The sequence below is a fragment of the Croceibacterium ferulae genome (assembly GCF_003660445.1).
Taxonomy (GTDB): domain Bacteria; phylum Pseudomonadota; class Alphaproteobacteria; order Sphingomonadales; family Sphingomonadaceae; genus Croceibacterium; species Croceibacterium ferulae.
Genome location: NZ_QZVQ01000006.1, coordinates 1 through 22,345, shown reverse-complemented (window position 1 = coordinate 22,345; position 22,345 = coordinate 1). Strand labels below are relative to the sequence as shown.

Here is a 22,345-nt window from a genome sequence, read left to right as displayed (position 1 = left end):
CTCTCCTGTCAGTTGTCATTGGCGATCAGCGGCCGCAGCAAGCGTGCGTCCGCCCATTCGGTCCGGTTCTCTCGCCTTCGGGCCAGCGTCTCGGCGCGGGCGAGCGCGATGCGCTCCGCCTTGATCGCCAGTCGCTCGATGGCGGCTTCGGCGCCGCTCATGCCAGCCGCATCCGGCGCCAGGGCTGCCACAGCGCCACCACGCAGGCCGGCGGCGCCGTGCGGGCGGCAACCGTTCCGCGCTGCTCGAACTGGTCGGCAGCCAGCCGCACAATGCCGTGGCGCAGCGTGGCGGGCAGTCCCGTCCACTCGCCCGCCAGGCCGGCGGTGAAGGTCACGCGCAGCGGTGCCTCACCCGTCGCCGCCAGCAGGCGCACGCGCCCGCTGCCATCGGCCAGCAGGTCGATCGCGTAACTGGCCGCCGGCAGGTCACGCCATTCGCCGGCGGCATTCCGCCGGGCGACGCGGCGGATGGCCTGCACCGGACGGGTGCGCAGCACCTGCCACATGCCCGTCGGCGCCAGCACCTCCTCGCACTCGGTCGCCAGCGGCATCAGCCCGGTGAAGGCCTCGCACATGTCCAGCGCCGCCTGCAGCAATGTCGACAGGCCCGGATCGTCGCGCGTGGTGGTGATGGCGAGCCAGGATTTGAGCTCGCTGAGAGCCGCGCCCGCCATGTCGGCCGGCGTGACGATTGCCCGCTGCATGGCGGTCTCCATGTCTGAAAGGAAAAGGGGCATCCGCGCCGCTCCGCCACAAGGGGGATGACGGAACGGCGCGGATGCGGCAGCGGCTTACGCTTCGATGCGCAGCAGCTTGATCGCGTTCGTATCCAGCACCTGGCCGCCCACGCGCTTGGTGGCGTAGAAGTGGACGAACGGCTTGTTGGTGAACGGATCGCGCAGGATGCTGGTCGCGGTGCGCTCCGTGATCAGATAACCGGCCTGGAAATTGCCGAAGGCAATCGGATATTCGCCGATATCGATGTCGGGCATGTCCTCCGCCTCGACCACCGGATAGCCCAGCAGCCGGTCGGGCTGGCCATCGGACAGGCCGGGCTGCCAGATGAAGGCACCGTCCGCAGTCTTCAGCTTGCGGATGGTGGCCAGCGTGCGGCTGTTCATCAGCCAGCACGCACCCTGCCGCAGGCTGGACCGGAGCGAATGGACCATGTCCACCAGCGTCAGGTCGGGGCCGACGTCGAAACCGTCATCCGCACCGGACTTCAGATATTGCAGCTCGCCGAACTCACGGGTGTCGTCACCTTCCGTGCTGGTCGGCACGCGCAGGATGCCCAGCGGCTGGTCGACGCCGGTGCCGTTCACGAAAGCGGCGCCTTCGGCCCGTGCAAATTCCACCGCGATCTCGCCGGTCAGCCAGCTTTCCAGGTCGAAGGCCGCATCGTCCAGCATGGTCTGGCTGGCCGCGGGATTGGCGTACAGCTCGCCGCTCGGCGGGTTGATCTCCTTGAAGTTGGACGTGCCGGTGCCGGGCCGCGGTGCCAGTTCGCTGACCCAGCCGCTCGCCGCGCCGCCGGTGCTCACCAGCTTGCGGTAACCGGCGCTGCCGACCTGCACCACCTGCGCCACCTGGCGGATCGGGCTGATCGCCTTCACCGTGGCGGCGATCGCCACATCCACTTCGGCCGGCACGGCAAAGCCGCCCTCGGCGCCGGTGGCGCTGTTCATGCCCTTCAGCTCGGTCTCGCGGCCCTGCCGCAGATAGCCGTCGACGAAGCCCTTGACCTCGATCGTGCTGTCACCTGCGGCCAGCGCCACGCGCGACGCGCCACTGCGGCCGAGACGGGCGAGCCGCGCCTTGGCCTCGTCCAGCTCGGTCTGCAGGCGGCTGATGGCATCATCGGTGCGGTCCTGCCGCGCGACAATGTCGAAGGACGCGGCCAGCACGTCCTGCTCGGGTTCGGGATTCATGGGGCATCTGCCTTTCGCTTGCATGAAAAACCCGCCGGCACCCTGGTCGAAGCGGTGCGCGGCGGGGAAACTGTTCTCTCGGGGGCGGGCCGTTCAGGTGGCCGGCCTTGGCCGGGGCCGGGGCGATCCGCTGCCCCGGCCCGGCCTTTCTCCTGCTGCCGCTCAGGCGGCGATGGCGCGCACCTCGTCCTCGCCATCGACGAAGCCGATCGGGCCATCCTCGGGGCAATCGTGCACGGCAGCACCCATCTCGCGGCCCATGTCGCTCAGGCCGCCATGGACGCGGGCCAGGTCGCCACCGGCGGCCAGCAGGGTCTGCTGCGACTTGATCAGGCGCAGCAGGATCTCGTGGCCGGTGAAGGGGCCGGCCTCTTCGGTGTTCTGGCGCGCGCTCAGCAGCGTGGCGAACAAGGTGTTGTGCTTCATCAGCGCTTCGTCCAGCGCGGCTTCGGCAGCGCGCAGGTCACGGGTGATGCGCAGGCCGGCGACGGGGGCGGTCATGGTCATGGCAATGTTCTCCGTTGGAACCGGGCAGCGCCCGGCAGGTGGTTGCACAGGGGTAGTTCAGGGTCGGGCGCCATGGGCCGGACAGGGGTGGCCCGGCCCATGGCGGTGTCGACGGGTTCAGCCGATCAGGTGAACCCGCGCTCCCGGCTGGAGCGGTCGGGTGACGAGGCTGACTTCGAACAGGTCGATGTCCTCCAGCAGCCGTCCGGCCGGAAAGGGGGTCGCGGCACGCGCGAAATAACCGAACGACAATCCGCTGACCGTCCGGCTGCGCAGCTCGGCGGCGGCGCGGCTGGCGGCATTGTCGATCGCGGCGATCACGCGCAGCCCGCGCGCATCCTCCGCCAGCATCTCCACCGTGCCGATCCGCTGATGCGGCCGGTGCTGCCAGTACAGCGGCACCGGCCCCAGGTTGCGGTCGCGCCGCTCGGCCAGCGTGCGGGCAAAGGCGCCGGGGCGGATCACGTCGCGCGCACCGTCGGGGATGTCGAACAGGGCGGCGTAGCCGGCGAAGCGGACAGGGGGTGAACCGCGCCTCATTTCAGCATCTCCGGCACGTTCAGCCGCACGGCGATGCCGATCAGCAGCAACGCCATCACACCGCGCACCAGCCATTCGATCGCCGCCTTCCACACGCTGGACTTGGCCGCGCGCCACGCGCTCAGCAGGTCGCGCAGCTCGTCGATATCGCCCTGCGCCCGGTCGTCGCCCAGATTCAGCCGCTGCAGCACGCGCTCGGCGCCCAGCTCGCTTGCTTCCTCGATGATCGCGCGCAGCGTCACCAAATCGGTGCCTTTCGCGCCGGCCTGGGCGATCAGCCCGGCCAGCATGTCCTCGCGCCGCGTCATCATGGCTGCTTCCCGGCGGCGCGGACCGGCAGGCCCAGCAGGCTGCGCTTCTCGTCCGTGTCCAGGAAATCGGCACCGCTGACCTGCGCCCACAGACGCTCGCGATCCTCTGCCAGCGCCGGCACCCGGTCCAGGTCCACCGCCAGGTCCAGCCGGGGGAACCAGGGCTCCAGCCCTTCCGCCAGGCCGGCCAGGATCTTGCCCGCCAGCGGCAGCAGCGTCAGCCGCCACAGCGCCTTGCTGGCCTCCCGATAATTGGCATAGGTGTTGTCACCCGGCAGACCCAGCAGCATCGGCGGCACGCCGAAGGCCAGCGCGATGTCCCGCGCCGCCGCCGCCTTCAGCTGGGCAAAGTCCATCTCGGCCGGCGACAGCGACAGGCTCTGCCACTGCAGCCCGCCCTCCAGCAGCATCGGCCGGCCGGCATTGTTGCTGCCGGAAAAGGCGGTCGCCAGTTCCTCCTTCAGCCGGTCGAACTGGTCGGGGCTGAGGCCGGCGGAATCGCCATTGGCATAGACCAGCGCGCCGGACGGGCGCGCCGCATTCTCCAGCAGCGCCCGGTTCCACGCGGCCGCCGCATTGTGGATCTGCACCGCGCCCTCGGCGGCGGACAGGCAGCCCGCGCCATAATGGTCGTCGGCCGGGTGGAAGGTCTTCAGGTGGATCACCGCGGGCCAGCCATCGGCATCCTCCACCGGCAGGCGCACCGTGCTGCCGCCGACCTGGTAATCATAGGCGACCGGCCAGCCATCGGCGCCGGCGATCACCGCCATCCGCTCCGGCCGCAGCGCGAACAGCTCGGTCGGCAGGCCGCTCTCGTCACGCATGACCTGGACGAAGGCATTGCCGTGCAGCACCAGCTGCGCGGCCAGCGTTTCCAGCAGCGACTGCCCGGCGGACGTCGCCTCCAGCAGGCGGCGGACCTTGGGATCACTGATGGTCAGCGGCGCGGCGGCGACGCCATCGGCGACGATCCGGACCGCGCGCTGCGCCACCGGATTGTTCAGGAACGCCTCGCGCACGCCGCGCCGATATTCAAAGGCAACCCGGGTCGGCTGAACGCCCAGGGCCAGCGCATATGGCGGCACGAAGCCATGCGCCAGCGGCACCCGGGATCCCCCGCCCGCCTTGAAGGCGGAACGCAGGCTTTCGAAAAGAGACATGGCTCTGATCCTTGTGGCAAAGAAAAACCGGCCGCTTCCGCGTTGGAAGGGCCGGTTCTTTCGGTCTTGTCTATGTACCGTATCGGCTACATCATCGTGATGCGGGGCGGCGCCTTGTCCTGCAGCAGCAATTCATGCAGCGCCCACACCAGGGCATCCGCCCGGTCAGGGCTGCGGCCCGGTCCTTCATAGCCGCCGGCAGCCAGGATCCCGCACAGCTGATCCTCCAGCTGCGGGAAGCTGCCGACATGCTGCACCTTGCCCGCTTCATACAAGGCGGCAACCGGCTCTGCCCGGGCAACCTTGCTGCGGGTGGCCTGAACCAGCCGGACCGGCATGTGGAAGTCGGCGGCCCGCAACACGCTGGCTACCATGTCGCCGCCCTGGTTGGCTTCCGCCACCACCCGGTCGGCCTTCCACTGCGTTGCCGCCTCCGCGACCGCCCGGGCCCAGCGTTCGGGGCTGGGCTTGGGAACGCTGGCATCGGCCAGCACCAGCCCGCGGCCCGACTCGGTCCGCGCCGCCACCACGATGCCGCACTCGTCGCCCCGCGCACTGGCCGGCGGATCCACCGCCACCACCACGCGCACCGGCGGCTCGCTCGCCACCTCGACCCGCTGCCGGTCGATCAGCGCCCGGTTCCAAAGGGCACCCTCGACTTCGGTCAGCAACTCGCCGTCCATCTCCTGCCGGCCCAGCCTGGTGCCGGCATATTGTTCGGCGATGTTCAGCAGGTAGCTGGCCGGCAGATTGCTGGCATTGTCCTGCGTCCGTCCGCGCGTTAGCACGCCGCCGGGCCGCTCCGCCTGCGTCACCAGCCGGCGCAGCAACGGCACCGCGCGGGGCGTCGTGGTCGCCACCACCTGCGGGTTCACGCCCAGTCGCAGGCCCAGTTGCAGATTGTCCCACGCCATGATCGCCCGCTCGCTCGAATTGTCCCACTTGCCGATCTCGTCGCACCAGGCATGGGAATGTTGCGGGCCGCGCAGGCTGTCCGGCTCCCCGGCGGAATACAGATAGGCCTGCGCTCCGCTGGGGAAGCTGATCCGCCGCAGTGACGGTTCGAATTGCGGCATCGGCCAATGCGGCGGGCAGCAGGCCAGCAGGCCATTGTCGCCTTCCACCATCATCTGCCGCACCTCCGGCAGATTGGCCCCGATCAGCGCGATCCGCGCATTGGGGTCGGTGCCGGCCACCTGCCGTACCCATTCGGCCCCGGCCCGGCTCTTGCCGAAGCCGCGCCCGGCCATGATCAGCCACAGTCGCCAGTCACCCGGCGGCGGCAGCTGCTCCGCCCGGGCGTGCAGGCGCCAGTGATACAGCAGCATCGTGCGCTGGCACGGGTCGAACCCGGCCAGCAATGCGTCGAACTCCTCGTTGCTCAGTGCCCGCCAACAATCCTTGCGATCCCGTTCGGCCCGGTCCTCAGGCCCCGTCATCGCTCACCTGCAGCGCCGCCGCGGCTGCGGCCAGTGCGGCATTGTCCTGTTCGCGGCGGGCACGAAAAGCGTCCAGCCGCGCATCGATGGAGGCGATCACATCCGCCTCCGTCCCGTGATCCGACTGGCCCCGCCCTTCCGCCTGCTGGCGCTGGCGGTGGGCGGACAGGATGCGGAACCCGGTGGCGATGTCGAACTTGCGCTTGGCGCCGGGCTCGTCCTGCTCCTCGGTGCGTCCGCTGCGCAGCCGGTACAGCAGGTCCAGCTCCAGCCGGTCATACCCTTCGTTCAGCGCATCCTGCCACTGCCCGGCGAAGTCCGTATCCTCCCGGCGCAGCTTGTGGACATGCTCCAGGCTGATGCCCGCGGCCTCGGCGGCCTGCTCCACGCTCGACGTGTCGCTCAGCGCGGTCAGGAACCTGGCCTGCCAGCGGGGCGTGGTGCTTGTGCGGCGCGCCTCGGGCGCGCCGTCTTCGGCTCGTGTCATGCGGCAACCCCTGTTTTGGGTAGATCAGAAGGATCGAGCGAAACCGGCGGAGTGGGCGTCCCGCTGCGGGGCCGTTCCGAATCGGTCTTTCGCGATGTTCCTCTTCTCTAACCAAACAGCGTGACGATGTCAATACTAAAGTACCAATGTGGTTACTCGCTTGCGCTTGCGGCCGGTTTGCTGCCTCTGTATCCGCCTGGCCGTGCCCGCGGGGCGGAGGCAAAACGGGGGCACCATGCTGCGCAGTCTGTACAATTGGGTGATGGCCAAGGCGGCCCATCCGCACGCCGTCTGGTGGCTGGCCCTGTTCAGCTTCGTGGAGGCCAGCTTCTTCCCGATACCGCCCCATCCGTTGCTGGGGCTGATGTGCCTGGCCGAACCGCGCCGCGCGCTGCGCTTCGGTATCATCGCCACGCTCGCTTCCGTTATCGGCGGCCTGTTTGGCTACCTGATCGGCTGGGGCCTGTACGAGGCGGTCGGGCAGCAGATGCTGGCCTTGCTCGGCCTGACGGAAAGCTTCCCGCGCGCCGCCTGCTACCTGCGCGCCTATGACTGGCAGGTGATCGTGATTGCCGGCACCACGCCCGTGCCGTTCAAGCTGCTGACCATCACGGCCGGCTTTATCGAGATGAATCTCGCGACCTTCATCCTCGCCAGCATCGCCGGCAGAGGCCTGATCTTCATCAGCGTGGGCCTGCTGTTCCGCGTGTTCGGCGCCCCGATCAAGCGCTTTATCGACCGGTATCTGGGCCTGGTCACCACGATCTTCGTGGTCGCCCTGATCGGCGGTTTCGCCGCGCTGGCCCTGCTCGGCAGTGGCGAGGACGGGGCGCATGACGCCTGCGAGGCGGCGGAAACGGTGCTTCCAGCCTGATCGGCATCCGCTCCACGCAGTGCGGCACTATGCCGGCGTCGGCCGCGCGGCCGCCAGCATGGCAATCAGCCGCCGGGCTATTTCGCGTTCACCCATGACCACATGGTCCGCGCCATGCCGCTCCAGATGCGCGACCTCCTCGTCCGAATGGGCCCGCGCGAAGATCACCAGCCCGGGGTTCGCCGCCCGGGCGCTGACGGCGATCGCCCCCGCCTCGAACCCTTCGGGTATGGCGATGACCAGCTTGCTGGCCTCCGCGATGCCCGCCTCCCGCAGGACATGGGGCAACGCGGCATTCCCCGGAATGATCGTGAAGCCGTCCTTGCGGGCTTGTTCGACCATGTCCGCCTGATCCTCCACGATCACCAGCGCGCGCCCGCCCTTCCTCGCTTCGGCGGCGAACAGCCGCCCCACCCGGCCATAACCGATCAGCACCACATGCTCCCGCCGGTCACGCTCCCGCGCGCGTTCGATGGCGGCGGCTTCATCGGCATCGGCCTGCCTGACCTTTTCCAGTCGCCCGGCAGCCGCGGTGAACACGAACGGATTGGCGAAGATCGACAGGATCGCGCCGGCCAGGATCAGATCACGCCCTTCCGTCGGCAGGATGCCCAGCTCCGTGCCCAGCCCGGCCAGGATGAAGGAGAACTCGCCGATCTGCGCCAGGCTGGCCGAGATGGTCAGCGCGGTGCGGCTGGAATGGCCGAATGCCCGAACGATCCCGAACGCCGCCGCCGACTTGCCGACGATGATGATCAGCACGGTGGCCAGCAACGGCCACGGCTGGTTCACCACCACCGCAGGATCGAACAGCATCCCCACGGAGACGAAGAACAGCACGGCAAAGGCATCGCGCAGCGGCAGCGTCTCCTCCGCCGCCCGGCGGGACAGCTGCGTTTCCCCCAGGATCATGCCGGCAAAGAAGGCGCCGAGGGCGAAGGACACATCGAACACATAGGCCGCGCCAAAGGCCACCCCCAGCGCGATCGCCAGCACCGCCAACCGGAACAGCTCCCGCGATCCGGTATGCGCCACCCAGTGCAGCGCCCGGGGGATGAGCCGCCGCCCGACGATCAGCATGAAGGCGACAAAGCCGCACACCTTCAGCAGGGTCAGACCGAAGGTCACCGCGATGTCGCCGCCGCCCTGCGCCTCTCCGCTGATGAATTCGGCCAGCGGCGGCAGCAGCACCAGCGCCATGACCATCGCCAGATCCTCCACGATCAGCCAGCCGACCGCGATCCGGCCTCGCTGCGTGTTGATCAGGTCGCGCGCCTGCATCGCGCGCAGCAGGACCACGGTGCTGGCGACCGACAGGGCCAGCCCGAACACCAGACCCGCCGCCAGCGACCAGCCCAGCCACAGCGCAAGGCCGAGCCCGAGCGATGTGGCGACCGCGATCTGCAGCAGTGCGCCGGGCACCGCGATGTTCTTGACCGAAAGCAGATCGCGCAGCGAGAAGTGCAGGCCGACCCCGAACATCAGCAGGATCACGCCGAGCTCCGCCAGCTCGTTGGCCAGCCTCACATCGGCGACGAAGCCGGGCGTGAACGGTCCCACCAGCACGCCGGCCGCCAGGTAGCCTGCAACGGGGGAGATGCGCAGGCGATGGGCGATCGCCCCCATGAAGAAGGCGGCGACGAGTCCGGCCACGATCGTGGCGATGAGCGGCGAATGGTGCGGCATTCCATATTCCCTGATCATGCGGGCCCGCGCAGGACCGCATGTCGAACTAGTTGAGCGTAACGAACAGCATTGCGATCAGTCCGCACGCCCCGGTCACACCGGCGATCAGCGCGGGCGCGAACCAGGGGGGCGGCTTGTTGCGTCGAGATGTCATGGTGACCTCCGCAAGGCGGGCAGGTGTCGTGCCCGGAACCGACACGGCCGCACGGGCACGAAGCAGGGCGGCGTCCACGGTGGCGCCGCCAGGAACCTAGCCCAGCGGCGGTGCCCGTGCCGGCTGCCAGCGCGGCGGCATGCGCAACACCACGCGTCGCAAGATCACGCCGGCAAGGAGTATCGCCAGCGCGGATGCAGGCGCCGGCCGAGCGATCGCGGCGGGCGCGATCAGGAACAGCCGGGGCGACAGGTCCGGCGCGTCGTCGGCCGGTCCGTTCCACCGCAGCTTCTTTACCCAGACACTGTCATCCCGCTTGTTCGGGGCAACCGTGACCGAAACAGTCGAAGGATCAAAGGCGGAGCCGACCACCCGCGTGCCGGCCTGCGCACCGGTCGGCGCCGCCGACAGCAGCACGAGCAGCAGCAGCGCCCAACCCCACAGCATGAACGCGATGGGCCGGGCGCGATCGCATGCAGGATGGTACCGGTTGGTCATCGCCTGACCATGCTACACCATCATCTCCGGATTGCGAGCACACATCGCCGGGCGCTGCTCGTCCCATGTTTGCCGCTCCGCGAGGGCGTTAAGAACGCACTTCGAAGGCTCCAGACGCAAAAAGGGCCGGAGGATTGCTCCCCCGGCCCCTTCTGTCTGCTTGAAGCAGGTATCAGGCTTAGCGGCCCGAACCCGGCCCGTAGCTGATCTCGACGCGGCGGTTCTGCAGCTCGCGAACGCCGTCGGCGGTCGGAACGCGCAGGTTGGCTTCGCCGAACGCTTCGCTGGTGATGCGAGCGGCCGGGATGCCCTTGCCGGTCAGGTAGGTGCGGACGCTCTCGTTACGCCGACCTGCCAGGCCCAGGTTGTACTGGGTCGAACCGGACGTGTCGGTGTAGCCTGCCAGCATGATCGGCACGTTGGCGCAATTGCCATAGGCCGTGACGGCGCTGTCCAGGATGGTCGCTGCCTCAGGCGTGATCGCCGACTTGTCCCAGTCGAAGAACACGATGTAGGGCCCGCGGTTGCACTGCACCACCGGCGGGGGCGGCGGGGGCGGCGGCGGGGGAGGCGGCGGCGGCGGGGGCGGCGGCGGCGGCGGCGGCGGCGGAGCGGCTTCCTCGCCACCCAGGTTCGCCGTCAGCGTCAGCAGTGCCGAGTGCGACTCAACGTCGAACGAGGACTGACGGCCCAGGCCGTCGACCGCGTCGAAGTTGTTCGTGTTCAGGTAGCGATACTTCAGGCCGACATCGACACGCTCGCTCACGGGAACGCGCAGCTGGACGAGACCCTGATAGGCCCAGTCATTGTCGGTCTGCGAAGGCATGATGTCCGGGCCGCCAGCAGACAGCTGGAACTTCGACCAGGCGCGACCGAAGCCGCCACCGAAGGACAGGCCGACGCCGTCATTGCCGCCGATGTCGAACATGGCGTTCAGCATGGCAGCGGCGACGCGCAGGTGGCCGCGGGTTTCGGCGGTGCCGAACTGCGTGCCGGTGGGGTTCAGCGGCAGGCCCACGGTGGTGTTCGTGGTGACCGAATCAGGATCGGTCTGCAGCCAGAAGCCTTCCAGCTCGGCACGGACCGGACCGAAATCGTAACCGGCGAAACCGCCGACATCGAAGCCCTCGTCGCTCTCGACGGTGTAGGCATCCTCAACAGAACCGGCGTCCACGTCGATGTCGCTCGGCAGAGCAATACCGCCCTGCAGGCCGACATAGCCCTGGCCGTCACGGGCGATGGCCGGTGCGGCGATCACCGATGCCAGAGCCAGCCCCAGCATAACTTTCTTCATGTGTGTATTCCCCTTATCTACCTGCGCACCCGCCCTATAGGTACTTTGAACAGTACATCGCAACAGCCGTGCGGGTGCAGCAGCCATCCCGGACCGGTGGAACATTGTCCCGCCGAGCATGAACCCCAAGGAATGACAGGAATATTCGTTCCGGCCCCATGCTGCGCTGCAATCAGGTTTTGCAGCCAGTGTTGCATGAATGCCACGCGATTTGGAGCGCCAGCACACAAAAAAGGGGCCGGAGCGAGGCTCCGGCCCGTTCAGGTGCGTTCGCAGGAGGAACGTATTGGGGCGGCCGGGAACCTGCCACACTGGCGTTCCCGGCCGCCGATCCGGTCAGTAGTTGTAAGCCCGCTCGCCATGCTCACCCAGGTCGAGGCCCCCGCGTTCCACCTCAGGCGTCACGCGCAGCCCGGTCAGCAGCTTGGCGATGGTGAAGGCGATGGCCGCACCCACGGCGGCCCACACGATGGCCACCAGCACCGCGGCGATCTGGATGCCCAGCTGGCTGCCCAGGTCGTAATCCGCCGCGGCGGGGCCACCCAGCCCGGGCAGCATGGTGAAGGCGGTACCGATCGAACCGATGATGCCGCCCAGACCATGGATGCCGAAGGCGTCCAGGCTGTCGTCCAGCTTCAGCTTCGGCTTCACCGACACCACGAACAGGGCACACAGGACAGAGGCGACCGCGCCCAGCAGGATCGCGCCGAACGGACCGGAATTGCCCGCAGCCGGCGTCACCGCCACCAGCCCGGCGATCGCGCCGGAACAGGCGCCCAGCAGCGATCCCTTGTGGCCCAGCGCCCGCTCCGTCAGCATCCAGAACAGCACGCCCGCCGCCGTGGCGACCAGCGTGTTGATCAGCGCCAGCCCGGCCGAACCATTGGCCTCCAGCGCGGACCCGGCATTGAAGCCGAACCAGCCGCACCACAGCAGGCCGGTGCCGATCAGCGTCATGGTCAGCGAATGCGGCGCCATGATCTCGGTCTTGTAGCCGAGCCGCGGGCCCAGGATGAGCGCGCCCACCAGTGCGGAAACGCCCGCATTGATATGCACCACCGTGCCGCCGGCGAAATCCAGCGCGCCCCAGCCGAACAGCAGGCCGGTCGTTTCCGGCGTAGCGCCGGCATACCAGACCATGTGTGCGATCGGGAAATAGACGATCGTCAGCCACACCAGCGCGAACACCATCAGCGCGGAAAACTTCATGCGTTCCACCAGGCCGCCCACGACCAGGCTCACCGTGATGGCGGCAAAGGTCATCTGGAAGGCGATGAACACGAATTCGGGGATCTCCACCCCTTCGCTGAAGGTCGCCACGTTGCTGTCCGGCGTCACGCCCGCCAGGAAGAACTTGCCGGCGGAGATGAACTGGTTGGCGTCACCGCCAAAGGCCATGCCGTAGCCCCACATGACCCACACGATCATGGCCAGGCTCGCCACGGCCAGGACCTGCGTCAGCACCGACAGCATGTTCTTGGTGCGGACCAGCCCGCCATAGAACAGCGCCAGCCCGGGCACGATCATCAGCAGCACCAGCACGGTGGCGGTGATCATCCAGGCGGTGTCGCCCTTGTTCACCGTTGCCGTCACCGGCTCGACAGCCTCGCCCGCCTGCAGCGCGGCGTCCTGCGCGAAGGCCGCGGTTGCGCCAAACAGGCCGGCACCGATGGCCCCCGCCCCACTCACAAGCTTGCGGATCATGTCTGTCCCCCTCGTCGCGCGGCCGGTCACAGCGCGTTCTCCCCGGTTTCGCCGGTGCGGATGCGCGTGGTGGAGGCCAGGTCCAGCACGAAGATCTTGCCGTCGCCGATGCTGTCGGTGCTGGCGGTCTGCTGGATGGTTTCCACCACCTGCGCGGCCAGCGCGTCGCTCGCCGCGATCTCCAGCTTCACCTTGGGCAGCATGTTGGTCGAATATTCCGCGCCGCGGTAGATTTCGGTCTGCCCCTTCTGGCGACCGAACCCCTTCACTTCCGACACGGTCATGCCCGCCACGCCGATGGCGCTCAGCGCCTCGCGCACCTCGTCGAGCTTGAACGGTTTGATTATCGCGATGATGAACTTCATCACTGACCCCTGCTTCCCCACCGGACGATCCCCGGCACGTCGCAGACTAATCAAGAACCGTGCCAATCCGGAAAAGCAGGGGTTAACAGAGCATACGCCTTCGCAGCCGCATCATTGCGGGGCCGCACTGCAACAAAACTGTAAGCACCTGCCCAAAAAACGGGCAGCTTATCCGCCGCGCAGCTCCAGCTCGGCCACGACCGGCAGGTGGTCGCTCGCGACCGCGCTGGCTGCGCTGTGATGGACCCGCATGCCCGCGCAGTCCCAGTGGGTGGAATGGACGATCCGGTCCAGCGCCGCCAGCGGCCGCCCGCTGGGGAAGCTGCGTCCGCAATCCAGCACCTGCCAGCCGGCGCCGAAGGCGGTCAGCGCGCCCTTGCGCGGGGACCACTCGTTAAGGTCACCCATCATCACTGTCGGCAGGTTGCCGGCATCGGCCGCGGCGCAGGCGGCGACGATCTGCTTGCGCCGCAACAGGCCCGACAGGTCCAGATGCATGCCGGCCACCTGGAAGCGGTGCCCTTCCCATTCCAGCCGACCCAGGATGCAGCCGCGCGGCTCCAGCGTGGGCAGCACCAGCGCCTCGCCGCCCTCTACCGTGATCCCGCGCCGCACCAGCAGGGCATTGCCGTGCCACCCCATCGACAGCGGCCGCCGGGCCACCGGCACCACCTGCCAGTGATGCTCGTCCAGCAGGCTGCGCTCCAGCACCGTCTCGCGCTGGCCATACCGCCGGTCCGCCTCTTGCAGGGCCACCACGTCGGCCCCGATCTCGTGCAGCACGGTCAGGATGCGTTCGGGATCGCGGCGGCGGTCGCGCCCCACGCCCTTGTGGATATTGTAACTGGCAAATGTCAGCCGCATCGCGACACTAACGCCCTCAGCGCTCCTTGGTGGCGCTGAATGTCAGGTCCGGGTGCTTTTCCTGCTGATAGCCGATGTCCCACGGACTTTTCGCCATGAACACCATGTCGCCATCGCGGTCGCGCGCCAGATTGGCGCGGTTGAAGCTGGCGAACTGCTCCTGTGCCTCCGCCGGCCCCTTGATCCAGCGGGCGGTGGCGAAGGGGGACGGCTCCAGCATGGCGGCGACCTTGTATTCCGCCTCCAGCCGGCTCACCAGCACCTCCAGCTGCAGCTGGCCGACCACGCCGACGATCCACTGCGCGCCGATCTCCGGGTAGAAGACCTGGATCACGCCTTCTTCGCTCAGATCGTCCAGCGCTTTGCGCAACTGCTTGGTCTTGGTCGGGTCCACCAGCGCCACGCGGCGCAGGATCTCCGGCGCGAAGTTCGGCAGGCCGGTGAAGCGCACATCGTTGCGCTCGCTCAAGCTGTCGCCCACCCGCAGCGTGCCGTGATTGGGGATGCCGATGATGTCGCCCGCCTCCGCCGTGTCGGCCAGCTCGCGATCCTGCGCGAAGAACAGGATCGGCGAATGCACCGCGATCGGCTTGCCGAGGCCGCTGGGCACCAGCTTCATGCCACGGCGGAACGTGCCCGAGACCATCCGCATGAAGGCGATCCGGTCCCGGTGCTGCGGGTCCATGTTGGCCTGCACCTTGAAGATGAAGCCGGTCACGTCCGGCCGCTCCGGCCCGATCTCTCCGCCATCGGCCGGCTGCGGGCGCGGCGGCGGGGCGTGGGCGGCAATGGCGCCGATCAGCTCCTCCACCCCGAAATTCTTCAGCGCCGATCCCCAATAGACCGGCGTCAGGTCGCCTGCACGATACGCTTCCTCGTCGAATTCCGGATAGCCCCCCTGCGCCAGCTCGATCTCCTCGGCCAGCTCCTCGGGGATCGGGGCATCCGCCTCCCGCGTGCCCAGGAACTCGCGGCTCGGCCCTTCCGGCCGGCTGACCGCGCCGGTGTTGAAGTCCAGCACGCCCTGGAACAGGCCACCCATGCCCAGCGGCCAGCCCTGCGGGCTGACATCCAGCGCCAGCGCGTCCGCCACCTCGTCCAGCAGCTCGAAACCGGGGCGCCCTTCGCGATCGACCTTGTTGATGAAGGTGATGATCGGCACGTTGCGCATGCGGCACACTTCGAACAGCTTGCGCGTCTGCGGCTCGATACCCTTGGCGGCGTCGATCACCATCACGGCCGAATCCACCGCGGTCAGCGTGCGATAGGTGTCCTCGCTGAAATCCTCGTGCCCCGGCGTGTCCAGCAGGTTGAAGGTGATCTCCTCACCATCGAACTCGCGCGCGAAGGTCATGACGGAGCTGGTGACGGAGATGCCGCGCTGCTGCTCGATCTTCATCCAGTCGGACCGCGCGCGCCGCGCCTGCCCGCGCGCCTTGACCTCGCCCGCCAGATGGATCGCGCCGCCGCTCAGCAGCAGCTTTTCCGTCAGCGTGGTCTTCCCGGCGTCGGGGTGGGAGATGATGGCAAAGGTGCGACGATTGGACATGGCCGGCGCCCCTACCTTGGCGGAGGGCGCGCGTCCACTTGGATGCCCTTGGTTCGTCATTGCGAGGAGCCGCAGGCGACATGGCAATCCAGGGCCACATGCGCCGTGCCTGCGGCCCTGGATTGCTTCGCTACGCTCGCAATGACGAAGGTGCGACTACCCTCGCAAGCTGGCGCCCAGCTTGACGCCGGCGGCCACCACCTTGTCACTGATCCCGGTCAGCACCGCCTCGGTGTAGCTTTCGCCCTGCGGCTGCAGCAGCACCTCCACCGCCAGCGACTTCTGCCCTTCCGGCACGCCCGCGCCGCTGAACTGGTCGAACAGGCGCACATCCACGATGTTCACCTTGTCCGCGCCCTTCACCGCCCGCACCAGATCGCCCGCCCGCACCGCCGCCGGCACCAGGAAAGCGAAGTCGCGCAGCACCGGCTGCAAGGCCGGCGGGCTGTAGGCGGGCTTGGCAAAGCCGCTGCTCTTGCGCGCGGGGATCGCATCCAGGAACAGCTCGGCCGCCATCACCGGCCCGGCCAGGTCGAACGCCTTCAGCACCGCCGGGTGCAACGCGCCGAAGCGGGCCAGCACCACGTTGGGGCCAAGCCGCAACGTGCCCGACTGGCCGGGATGGAACTGCGGGCCCGCATCCCCCATCACCTGCAGCTTGTCGACTGGCGCGCCGGCCTCCGCCAGCAGGGCCAGCGCCTCGGCCTTGGCGTCGTAGGCGTCGAAGCCTTGCGCCTTGCCGCTCGCCCAGCCGCGCGGCTGGCGGTCGCCCGCCAGCACCACGCCCAGCGTCAGCCGTTCCGCGCTGGAACCGTCAGGGCTGCGGCCGTAGCGGCGGCCGATCTCGAACAGGCGCAGGGCCGGGGCACCGCGCGCCAGATTGCGCCCCGCCGCCAGCAGCAGGCCGGGCAGCAGCGAAGGGCGCATGACCTTCAGGTCCTCGCTGATCGGATTGTCGAGCACCCACGGCGTCTCGCCCTCGGTGGCGAAGCCTTCCGCCGCGCTGGCGGGCAGGAAGGACCAGGTCACCGCCTCCATCAGCCCGCGCGCCGCCGCCGCCCGGCGCACGCGGCGTTCGGTCAGCTGCGCCGGGGTGGCGGTCGGGCGGGCGACGCCGCCGGCGCGCGGCAAGGCCACGCTCTCGATCCGGTCGATGCCGTGGACGCGCACCACTTCCTCCACCAGATCGGCGGGGCCGATGATGTCGGGCCGCCAGGTCGGCGTGGTCACGGTCCAGTCGCTTGCCACGGTGAAGCCGAGCCGCTCCAGGATGGCGCGCTGCTCGTCCTCCGGCACGGCCACGCCGCCCAGCCGCTGCGTCAGCTGCGGATCGAAGGCGGTCACGACGGTATCCAGCGGCGGCGTACCCGCGCGCACCACATCGCTTGCCTCGCCGCCGCAGAACTCCAGGATCATGCCGGTCAGCAGCTCAAGCCCATCCCCCAGGAAGGCCGGATCCACCCCGCGCTCGAACCGGGTGCGCGCATCGCTGGCGATGCCCAGCTTGCGGCCGGTCGCGCCGATGCTCTCGGGATCGAAATAGGCGATCTCCAGCAGCACATCAGTCGTGCCGTCGGTGACGCTGGACTCCTCGCCGCCCATGATCCCGGCAATGTCATGCACGCCGGCATCATCCGCGATCACCAGCATGGACCGGTCGAGCGTGTAGCTCTTGCCGTTCAGCGCCAGCACCTCCTCGCCCGCGGTCGCACGCCGCGCCACCACCGGCCCGGTCAGCTTCGCCAGATCATAAACATGCGCCGGTCGGCCATGGCCCAGCGACAGGTAATTGGTCACATCCACCAGCGCGCTGATCGGCCGCTGCCCGGCGCTGATCAGCGCCTGCTGCAGCCAGCGGGGCGACGGACCATTCGTCACGCCGCGGATCACGCGGGCGAAGAAGGCCGGGCACCCTGCGGGATCGTCGGTGCGGATGGTCACCGGGCACGGGAACGCACCCGGCACCGCCGGGATCGGCGCATCCTTCAGCGTGCCCAGCCCCGCCGCCGCCAGATCGCGGGCAATGCCGTGCACGCCCATGCAGTCCGGGCGGTTGGGGGTGATGGAAACGTCAAACACCGGGCTCGACCTGAAGAACTCGGCCACCGCCATGCCCACCGGCGCATCGTCGGGTAGTTCGATGATGCCCTCATGCTCGTCGCCCAGCTGCAGCTCGCGCACGGAGCACATCATGCCGTTGCTCTCGACCCCGCGGATCGCGCTCTTGCGCAGCACCATGCCGTTGGCGGGCACGGTCGCGCCGGCCACACCCAGCACGCCCTTCATGCCGGCGCGCGCATTGGCCGCGCCGCACACCACCTGCAGCGGCTCGCCCTCGCCCGTATTGACGGTCAGCACCTGCAACCGATCCGCCTGCGGGTGCGGCGCAGCGGTCAGCACCTCCGCCACGCGGAAGCCCTCCAGCGCCACGGCGGGATCGTCCAGCTCCTCGACCTCGATGCCCAACGCATTCAGCTTGGCGGCGATCTCCGCAGCAGAGGCATCGGTGTCGAGGTGGCGGGCGAGCCATTCAGCGGAAAACTTCATGCGCGCGCTCCCACGCCGGCGGACAGGGTGGGCTGGTCGAACGCGCTGAAGCCGTAATGGCCCAGCCAGCGGACATCGCCGTCGAAGAAGGCGCGCAGATCGTCCATCCCGTATTTCAGCATGGCCAGCCGGTCGACACCGACGCCAAAGGCGAAGCCCTGCCACTCATCGGGGTCGAGCCCACTCGCCTCGATCACGCGGCGGTTGACCATGCCGCTGCCCAGCAGCTCCATCCAGCCATGGCCGGCCGCATCGCCGCTGCCGCCCAGCACGCGCCTGCCATCCACCAGCGCGAAGCCGACATCGACCTCCACGGATGGCTCGGTGAACGGGAAATAGCTCGGCCGCAGGCGCAGCACGATGTCGTCACGCTCGAAGAACGCCTTCAGAAAGGTTTCCAGCGTCCACTTCAGATGGCCAAGATGGATGTCGCGGTCGATCACCAGCCCTTCCACCTGGTGGAACATCGGCGTGTGCGTGGCATCGCTGTCGCTGCGATAGACGCGGCCCGGCGCGATGATCCTGAGCGGCGCGCCCTCTGCCAGCATGGTCCGCACCTGCACCGGGCTGGTATGCGTGCGCAGCAGCATGCGGCCGCCTTTCGGCGCGGTGTCGGGGAAGTAGAACGTGTCGTGCATCGCGCGTGCCGGGTGGCTTTCGGGCATGTTCAGCGCGGTGAAATTGTACCAGTCATCCTCGATCTCCGGCCCGGTGGCGACGGCGAAGCCCAGATCGGCGAAGATCTCGGCCAGCTCGTCCATCACCTGACTGACCGGGTGCACGGTCCCGCGCGGGGCTTCGGGCGCAGGCAGCGTCAGGTCCAGCGCCTCGGCCGCCAGCTGCGCCTCCAGCGCGGCACCTTCCAGCGCGGTCTTGCGCGCGGCAATGGCGTCGCTCGCCTGCTGCCGCAGCGCCTGGATCGCGGGCGCGCGGGCCTGCCGCTCCTCCGGCGCCATGGCGCCCAGCGTCTTCATCAGGGCGGAGATGCTGCCCTGCTTGCCCAGCAGCGCGACGCGGATCGCCTCCAGCGCGGAAAGGTCGGCCGCGGCTTCGATCTGGGCGATCGCGGCGGCGATGCTGGCGTCAGCGGCGGCGGCGAGGTTGTCGGTGTCGGTCATCGGGCCGGGGCTGTAACGCCCCGCCGCCGCGTGCCCAAGCCTCTATTTGCGTGGAGCGGCCCCGCCCGGTTCCGCGACATCCTTCAGCTCCTGCAGCTTCGCACCGGACACCACCCCCTGATCCACCAGCCGCTGCGCCATGATCTGGTGCATCACCGGGTGCGGCATCTCCGCATATTCGCTGGGGGTCATGTGCATGAAGGCGCGGAAATCGCGCACGAACTGGGCCTGGTCGTAATAGCGTTCGTCCAGCGCCTCGCTCCACGAACGATAGCCGGACATCATGAAGCGCGCCATGCTGCGCAGGAAGCGCTGGCGGCGCAGTTCCTGCTTGGCGGGAAAGCCGAACCAGCGGGCGCAGATCCGTTCCAGCGTGCGCGTGCTGATGCCGACCCGCTCCGCGATCTGGCAGACATTGGCCGTTGCCGGATCGCGCAACGCCGCATGCACCGCAGCCACCTGCTCCGCCTTCTTGGCATGGCGCCCCAGTGGCAGGCGCTCCAGATGGGCGGTGATCCTGGCGGCCGTCTGGTCCGCCGTGTGGCCGGGGGCGCTCACGATGTCGAGCAGCGGGGCGAAGGGCGCGAAGACCGGATCGGTCATGCCGTCGAACAGGCGGTTGGCAAAGTCGCCCGCGGGAGCATCGATGAACCGCGCCCAGCCCGCCGGCTGCAGCCCCAGGCCCCAGGCGCAGCAGCTCACCGTGTCGAAATGCAGCACATGGCTGGTCGGGCCGGTCACGCCGAAGGGCCAGGTCGGGCGCAGCGGCTCCCTGCCCAGCGCCGCCCGGAACGGGGTGCCCGGGCGGAAACGCAGCGCCGCCCATTCGGGGAACAGGCAGTCGGTGATCCGCTCGCCCGGCGGGACCGTGATGTCGAACAGGTACAGCGACGTGAAATAGGGCAGCAACGGCTCGCTGAGCCGGAAATAGCGCACGTGCACCGAAGCGCCGCCATTCATAGCGATTGCGACCCTGTTCTCGCCGGAACCAGCCCCCTGCTTTCCGGCGTCAGGCGGCATGGTTCCGCAAACCGGCGGGCTTGGCAAGCGCGCTGTACGGCGCACCACATCCCGCCGGATTATCGTCCCGGAAGGGCACATGCGACAAGGGCGCGGATGACCCTGGCCATCCGCGCCCCTGACGTTCGGCGCAATGCGTGTGCGGCGATCAGGCCGCGGGCAGCGCTGCCTTCGCCTGCGCGATGATCGCGCCGAAGGACGTGCCTTCGTTCATGGCGAGATCGGCCATGATCTTGCGGTCCAACTCGATCCCGGCCAGCTTCACGCCGTGCATGAACTGCGAATAGGTCAGGCCTTCGGCCCGGACCGCCGCGTTGATGCGGGTGATCCACAGGGCGCGGAAGTTGCGCTTCTTGATCTTGCGATCGCGATACGCGTACTGGCCCGCCTTCTCGACCGCCTGGCGGGCGACGCGGATGGTGTTCTTGCGACGGCCGCGGTAACCCTTGGCCTGGTCCAGCAAACGCTTGTGCTTGGCACGCGTGGTTACGCCGCGCTTGATACGTGACATGTGTTAGATTCCTTCGATCAGCTGCAACGCGCTCAGCCGAGCCCGTACGGGGCCCACTTCTTCACCGTCTGCACGTCCGAATCGGACAGGACGGAGGTGCCGCGGTTCTGGCGGATATACTTGGCGTTGTGGCTGATCAGCCGGTGCCGCTTGCCTGCGACGCCATGCTTCACCTTGCCGGTAGCGGTGATCTTGAAACGCTTCTTGACCCCGCTCTTGGTCTTCATCTTGGGCATTTCGGTCTCCATGTTCGGGACACGTCTACACCGGCCTTGGCAGCCCTTGTGGCCAGGCCGGCGGCAATTCACGTGTCGGTGAAGCGCGGGCCTCTAGCTCCGTGGCCAGGGATTCGCAAGCCTCATAGCGTGAAGGGCGTCCGGCCCGTCTGCGCCAGCCACGCGGCGAAGTCGCCATCGGGCACCGGCTCCGCCCCGTCCGGCAGGGCGGCGGTGTAGAGCCAGGCCATCGCCGGCAATTCGCCGCTAGCGCTGGTGACGGTCACGGCGGTGCGCCGGTACTGCGGCCCCTCGAACCGATCCAGCGCCGCCAGGTCCACGTCCCCCGCCTCGTGCAGCATGCCCTGCACCGTACCGTCGCCCGGCAGCAGCGCAGGGTACCAGCCTTGCGGATCGGGGATCGCCCACAGCTCGCCCGGCGCGGTGGCCGACCAGCCAGGACCCAGGCCCGTCAGCAGCGGCTCGATCTTTTCACCGGCGATATCGGCGCGCAGCACGCCATACAGGAACAGGGCGCTCATACGTAGATCATCCTTCGTGTCATGCCGCCATCCACCACCAGCTGCTGCCCGGTGACGAAGCCGGCGTCGGCCAGATATGCGATCGCCTGCGCGATGTCGGCCACCTCGCCCACGCGCCCCACCGGATGCTGGTCGCGATCCGCCGCGCTGTGTTCGGGCTCCTCCCGCTCGGCCGCCTTCTGCCACGGGCCGGTCTCGATCCAGCCGGGCAGCACGGCATTGACCCGCAGCTGCGGCCCCAGTGACACCGCCATGGCATGGGTCAGCGCATCGAGCCCGCCCTTCGCCGCGGCATAGGCGTAGGTGCCCGGTTCGGACTGAAGCGCGCGGGTGGAGGAGATGTTGACGATGCTGCCACCCTCCGCCCGGCGCAGCAGCGGCAGCGCCTCCCGGCTGCACAGGAAGGCGGCGGTCAGGCTGGCGTCGATCCAGCGCTGCCAGTCGGCCAGCTGCAGGTCTTCCAGCGGCCCGCATACCGGATCGGCGATGCCGCTATTGTTGACGAGGCAGGTCAGCGGATCATCGCCCAGCCACTCACCGACCTGCCTTAAGGCGGCGACGACATCGGCCTCCTGCCCGCAATCGGCGGTGACCGTCAGGCAACTCTCGGCCGGCAATGGGGCAGCAAGTTCGGTCAGCGCCTCCGTGTCGCGGTCCAGCGCGATGACGCGCCAGCCGAGCCCGTGAAAGTGCAAGACAGCACCTCGGCCGATACCGTTGCCGCCGCCGGTGACGAGGATAGTTCGGTCGCTCATACCGCCATCAACGCCCGGCCGGGATGACGGTGCCTCGAAGCGTTCAGCTTCCTTCCTCGTGAAACCGGACTTGATCCGGCATCCCGCTTCTTGACGCAGCGTCAGAAGAGCTAGCGTCACCCCGGATCAAGTCCGGGGCGACGTAATGACGGGAATGGGTGGATTGCGGTCATTGCGGAAGCGATGCGGCTCCTTCATCCTCCCCATCCTTTGATAGGGAGGGGGACCGTTCGCGTAGCGAATGGTGGAGGGGTATGGCGCGACGTACGACGATC

The 22,345-nt window shown here is 68.6% G+C and carries 25 protein-coding genes; 1 reads left to right on the top strand and 24 read right to left on the bottom strand.

Going from position 1 to position 22,345, the window contains the following annotated elements:
- Positions 1 to 8 precede the first annotated feature (8 nt).
- From D5S08_RS16670 to D5S08_RS07500, 9 genes are all read right to left on the bottom strand, one after another.
- Complete coding sequence (locus D5S08_RS16670; RefSeq protein WP_155522965.1) at positions 9 to 161, bottom strand: hypothetical protein; 153 nt, start codon at positions 159 to 161, stop codon at positions 9 to 11.
- Positions 158 to 718: a head-tail connector protein gene (locus D5S08_RS07535; protein WP_241557287.1), complete on the bottom strand. Its 561-nt coding sequence runs from the start codon at positions 716 to 718 to the stop codon at positions 158 to 160. The genes D5S08_RS16670 and D5S08_RS07535 overlap by 4 nt, the downstream gene beginning before the upstream one ends.
- Before the next feature lie 75 nt (positions 719 to 793).
- Positions 794 to 1,930, bottom strand: a complete 1,137-nt coding sequence (locus D5S08_RS07530) for a phage major capsid protein (protein WP_121117162.1) — start codon at positions 1,928 to 1,930, stop codon at positions 794 to 796.
- A 162-nt stretch (positions 1,931 to 2,092) separates the two neighbouring features.
- A complete protein-coding gene (locus tag D5S08_RS07525; protein ID WP_121117160.1) occupies positions 2,093 to 2,437 on the bottom strand; it encodes a hypothetical protein in 345 nt (114 codons plus the stop codon).
- A 117-nt stretch (positions 2,438 to 2,554) separates the two neighbouring features.
- Positions 2,555 to 2,977 (bottom strand): HK97 family phage prohead protease, encoded by a 423-nt coding sequence (locus D5S08_RS07520; RefSeq protein ID WP_121117158.1) that lies wholly within the window; start codon positions 2,975 to 2,977, stop codon positions 2,555 to 2,557.
- The gene (locus D5S08_RS07515; RefSeq protein WP_421757453.1) at positions 2,974 to 3,288 is read right to left on the bottom strand and encodes a DUF6127 family protein; all 315 of its coding nucleotides are present in this window, start codon (positions 3,286 to 3,288) and stop codon (positions 2,974 to 2,976) included. The genes D5S08_RS07520 and D5S08_RS07515 overlap by 4 nt, the downstream gene beginning before the upstream one ends.
- Entirely contained in the window at positions 3,285 to 4,448 is a 1,164-nt protein-coding gene (locus D5S08_RS07510) for a phage portal protein (RefSeq protein WP_121117156.1), read from the bottom strand. Before D5S08_RS07510 ends, D5S08_RS07515 begins: the two co-directional genes overlap by 4 nt.
- A gap of 86 nt (positions 4,449 to 4,534) precedes the next feature.
- Positions 4,535 to 5,887 (bottom strand): DNA-packaging protein, encoded by a 1,353-nt coding sequence (locus tag D5S08_RS07505; protein WP_241557286.1) that lies wholly within the window; start codon positions 5,885 to 5,887, stop codon positions 4,535 to 4,537.
- Positions 5,874 to 6,374, bottom strand: coding sequence for a hypothetical protein (locus D5S08_RS07500; protein ID WP_121117154.1), 501 nt, complete (start codon positions 6,372 to 6,374; stop codon positions 5,874 to 5,876). Before D5S08_RS07500 ends, D5S08_RS07505 begins: the two co-directional genes overlap by 14 nt.
- 235 nt (positions 6,375 to 6,609) lie before the next feature.
- Here D5S08_RS07500 and D5S08_RS07495 point away from each other — a divergent pair, with 235 nt between their 5' ends.
- Positions 6,610 to 7,248 carry a YqaA family protein gene (locus tag D5S08_RS07495; protein ID WP_121117152.1) on the top strand — a complete coding sequence of 213 codons (639 nt, stop codon included), beginning with the start codon at positions 6,610 to 6,612 and terminating at the stop codon, positions 7,246 to 7,248.
- 27 nt (positions 7,249 to 7,275) lie between these two features.
- Here the strand turns inward: D5S08_RS07495 and ybaL are convergent, their stop codons facing one another.
- From ybaL to D5S08_RS07425, 15 genes are all read right to left on the bottom strand, one after another.
- On the bottom strand, positions 7,276 to 8,934 hold the full coding sequence (gene ybaL, locus D5S08_RS07490) for a YbaL family putative K(+) efflux transporter (protein ID WP_121117150.1): 1,659 nt from the start codon (positions 8,932 to 8,934) through the stop codon (positions 7,276 to 7,278).
- Between the two features lie 46 nt (positions 8,935 to 8,980).
- Complete coding sequence (locus D5S08_RS16400) at positions 8,981 to 9,166, bottom strand: hypothetical protein (RefSeq protein WP_126665515.1); 186 nt, start codon at positions 9,164 to 9,166, stop codon at positions 8,981 to 8,983.
- 18 nt (positions 9,167 to 9,184) lie between these two features.
- Positions 9,185 to 9,586, bottom strand: coding sequence for a hypothetical protein (locus D5S08_RS07485; protein WP_121117148.1), 402 nt, complete (start codon positions 9,584 to 9,586; stop codon positions 9,185 to 9,187).
- A gap of 178 nt (positions 9,587 to 9,764) precedes the next feature.
- The gene (locus D5S08_RS07480; RefSeq protein WP_121117146.1) at positions 9,765 to 10,880 is read right to left on the bottom strand and encodes an OmpA family protein; all 1,116 of its coding nucleotides are present in this window, start codon (positions 10,878 to 10,880) and stop codon (positions 9,765 to 9,767) included.
- 336 nt (positions 10,881 to 11,216) lie between these two features.
- Positions 11,217 to 12,584: an ammonium transporter gene (locus D5S08_RS07475; RefSeq protein ID WP_121117144.1), complete on the bottom strand. Its 1,368-nt coding sequence runs from the start codon at positions 12,582 to 12,584 to the stop codon at positions 11,217 to 11,219.
- 26 nt (positions 12,585 to 12,610) lie between these two features.
- Positions 12,611 to 12,949 carry a P-II family nitrogen regulator gene (locus D5S08_RS07470; protein ID WP_039097001.1) on the bottom strand — a complete coding sequence of 113 codons (339 nt, stop codon included), beginning with the start codon at positions 12,947 to 12,949 and terminating at the stop codon, positions 12,611 to 12,613.
- 168 nt (positions 12,950 to 13,117) lie between these two features.
- Positions 13,118 to 13,813 carry an endonuclease/exonuclease/phosphatase family protein gene (locus tag D5S08_RS07465; RefSeq protein ID WP_121117142.1) on the bottom strand — a complete coding sequence of 232 codons (696 nt, stop codon included), beginning with the start codon at positions 13,811 to 13,813 and terminating at the stop codon, positions 13,118 to 13,120.
- Between the two features lie 16 nt (positions 13,814 to 13,829).
- Positions 13,830 to 15,362, bottom strand: coding sequence for a peptide chain release factor 3 (locus D5S08_RS07460; protein WP_121117623.1), 1,533 nt, complete (start codon positions 15,360 to 15,362; stop codon positions 13,830 to 13,832).
- A 156-nt stretch (positions 15,363 to 15,518) separates the two neighbouring features.
- Positions 15,519 to 17,909 carry a phenylalanine--tRNA ligase subunit beta gene (pheT, locus tag D5S08_RS07455; protein WP_121117140.1) on the bottom strand — a complete coding sequence of 797 codons (2,391 nt, stop codon included), beginning with the start codon at positions 17,907 to 17,909 and terminating at the stop codon, positions 15,519 to 15,521.
- Entirely contained in the window at positions 17,906 to 19,027 is a 1,122-nt protein-coding gene (gene pheS, locus D5S08_RS07450; RefSeq protein WP_121117138.1) for a phenylalanine--tRNA ligase subunit alpha, read from the bottom strand. Before pheS ends, pheT begins: the two co-directional genes overlap by 4 nt.
- Before the next feature lie 42 nt (positions 19,028 to 19,069).
- A complete protein-coding gene (locus D5S08_RS07445; protein WP_206610301.1) occupies positions 19,070 to 19,963 on the bottom strand; it encodes a helix-turn-helix domain-containing protein in 894 nt (297 codons plus the stop codon).
- Positions 19,964 to 20,195: 232 nt separating this feature from the next.
- Positions 20,196 to 20,558 (bottom strand): 50S ribosomal protein L20, encoded by a 363-nt coding sequence (gene rplT / locus D5S08_RS07440; protein ID WP_121117135.1) that lies wholly within the window; start codon positions 20,556 to 20,558, stop codon positions 20,196 to 20,198.
- 32 nt (positions 20,559 to 20,590) lie between these two features.
- Complete coding sequence (gene rpmI, locus D5S08_RS07435; RefSeq protein ID WP_121117621.1) at positions 20,591 to 20,794, bottom strand: 50S ribosomal protein L35; 204 nt, start codon at positions 20,792 to 20,794, stop codon at positions 20,591 to 20,593.
- Between the two features lie 122 nt (positions 20,795 to 20,916).
- Positions 20,917 to 21,315, bottom strand: a complete 399-nt coding sequence (locus D5S08_RS07430) for a gamma-glutamylcyclotransferase family protein (protein ID WP_121117133.1) — start codon at positions 21,313 to 21,315, stop codon at positions 20,917 to 20,919.
- On the bottom strand, positions 21,312 to 22,070 hold the full coding sequence (locus tag D5S08_RS07425; RefSeq protein WP_121117131.1) for an SDR family NAD(P)-dependent oxidoreductase: 759 nt from the start codon (positions 22,068 to 22,070) through the stop codon (positions 21,312 to 21,314). Before D5S08_RS07425 ends, D5S08_RS07430 begins: the two co-directional genes overlap by 4 nt.
- Positions 22,071 to 22,345: the final 275 nt, after the last annotated feature.

Bases quoted from the DNA above. Each gene is read 5' to 3' on its own strand.
- D5S08_RS07425 (WP_121117131.1), bottom strand. From the start codon at position 22,070: ATGAGCGACCGAACTATCCTCGTCACCGGCGGCGGCAACGGTATCGGC.
- D5S08_RS07430 (WP_121117133.1), bottom strand. From the start codon at position 21,315: ATGAGCGCCCTGTTCCTGTATGGCGTGCTGCGCGCCGATATCGCCGGT.
- D5S08_RS07500 (WP_121117154.1), bottom strand. From the start codon at position 6,374: ATGACACGAGCCGAAGACGGCGCGCCCGAGGCGCGCCGCACAAGCACC.
- D5S08_RS07475 (WP_121117144.1), bottom strand. From the start codon at position 12,584: ATGATCCGCAAGCTTGTGAGTGGGGCGGGGGCCATCGGTGCCGGCCTG.
- rpmI (WP_121117621.1), bottom strand. From the start codon at position 20,794: ATGCCCAAGATGAAGACCAAGAGCGGGGTCAAGAAGCGTTTCAAGATC.
- rplT (WP_121117135.1), bottom strand. From the start codon at position 20,558: ATGTCACGTATCAAGCGCGGCGTAACCACGCGTGCCAAGCACAAGCGT.
- D5S08_RS07465 (WP_121117142.1), bottom strand. From the start codon at position 13,813: ATGCGGCTGACATTTGCCAGTTACAATATCCACAAGGGCGTGGGGCGC.
- D5S08_RS07520 (WP_121117158.1), bottom strand. From the start codon at position 2,977: ATGAGGCGCGGTTCACCCCCTGTCCGCTTCGCCGGCTACGCCGCCCTG.
- D5S08_RS07495 (WP_121117152.1), top strand. From the start codon at position 6,610: ATGCTGCGCAGTCTGTACAATTGGGTGATGGCCAAGGCGGCCCATCCG.
- D5S08_RS16670 (WP_155522965.1), bottom strand. From the start codon at position 161: ATGAGCGGCGCCGAAGCCGCCATCGAGCGACTGGCGATCAAGGCGGAG.
- D5S08_RS07480 (WP_121117146.1), bottom strand. From the start codon at position 10,880: ATGAAGAAAGTTATGCTGGGGCTGGCTCTGGCATCGGTGATCGCCGCA.
- D5S08_RS07485 (WP_121117148.1), bottom strand. From the start codon at position 9,586: ATGACCAACCGGTACCATCCTGCATGCGATCGCGCCCGGCCCATCGCG.
- pheS (WP_121117138.1), bottom strand. From the start codon at position 19,027: ATGACCGACACCGACAACCTCGCCGCCGCCGCTGACGCCAGCATCGCC.
- D5S08_RS07530 (WP_121117162.1), bottom strand. From the start codon at position 1,930: ATGAATCCCGAACCCGAGCAGGACGTGCTGGCCGCGTCCTTCGACATT.
- D5S08_RS07525 (WP_121117160.1), bottom strand. From the start codon at position 2,437: ATGACCATGACCGCCCCCGTCGCCGGCCTGCGCATCACCCGTGACCTG.
- D5S08_RS07535 (WP_241557287.1), bottom strand. From the start codon at position 718: ATGGAGACCGCCATGCAGCGGGCAATCGTCACGCCGGCCGACATGGCG.
- D5S08_RS07515 (WP_421757453.1), bottom strand. From the start codon at position 3,288: ATGATGACGCGGCGCGAGGACATGCTGGCCGGGCTGATCGCCCAGGCC.
- D5S08_RS07460 (WP_121117623.1), bottom strand. From the start codon at position 15,362: ATGTCCAATCGTCGCACCTTTGCCATCATCTCCCACCCCGACGCCGGG.
- D5S08_RS07470 (WP_039097001.1), bottom strand. From the start codon at position 12,949: ATGAAGTTCATCATCGCGATAATCAAACCGTTCAAGCTCGACGAGGTG.
- ybaL (WP_121117150.1), bottom strand. From the start codon at position 8,934: ATGCCGCACCATTCGCCGCTCATCGCCACGATCGTGGCCGGACTCGTC.
- D5S08_RS07505 (WP_241557286.1), bottom strand. From the start codon at position 5,887: ATGACGGGGCCTGAGGACCGGGCCGAACGGGATCGCAAGGATTGTTGG.
- pheT (WP_121117140.1), bottom strand. From the start codon at position 17,909: ATGAAGTTTTCCGCTGAATGGCTCGCCCGCCACCTCGACACCGATGCC.
- D5S08_RS07510 (WP_121117156.1), bottom strand. From the start codon at position 4,448: ATGTCTCTTTTCGAAAGCCTGCGTTCCGCCTTCAAGGCGGGCGGGGGA.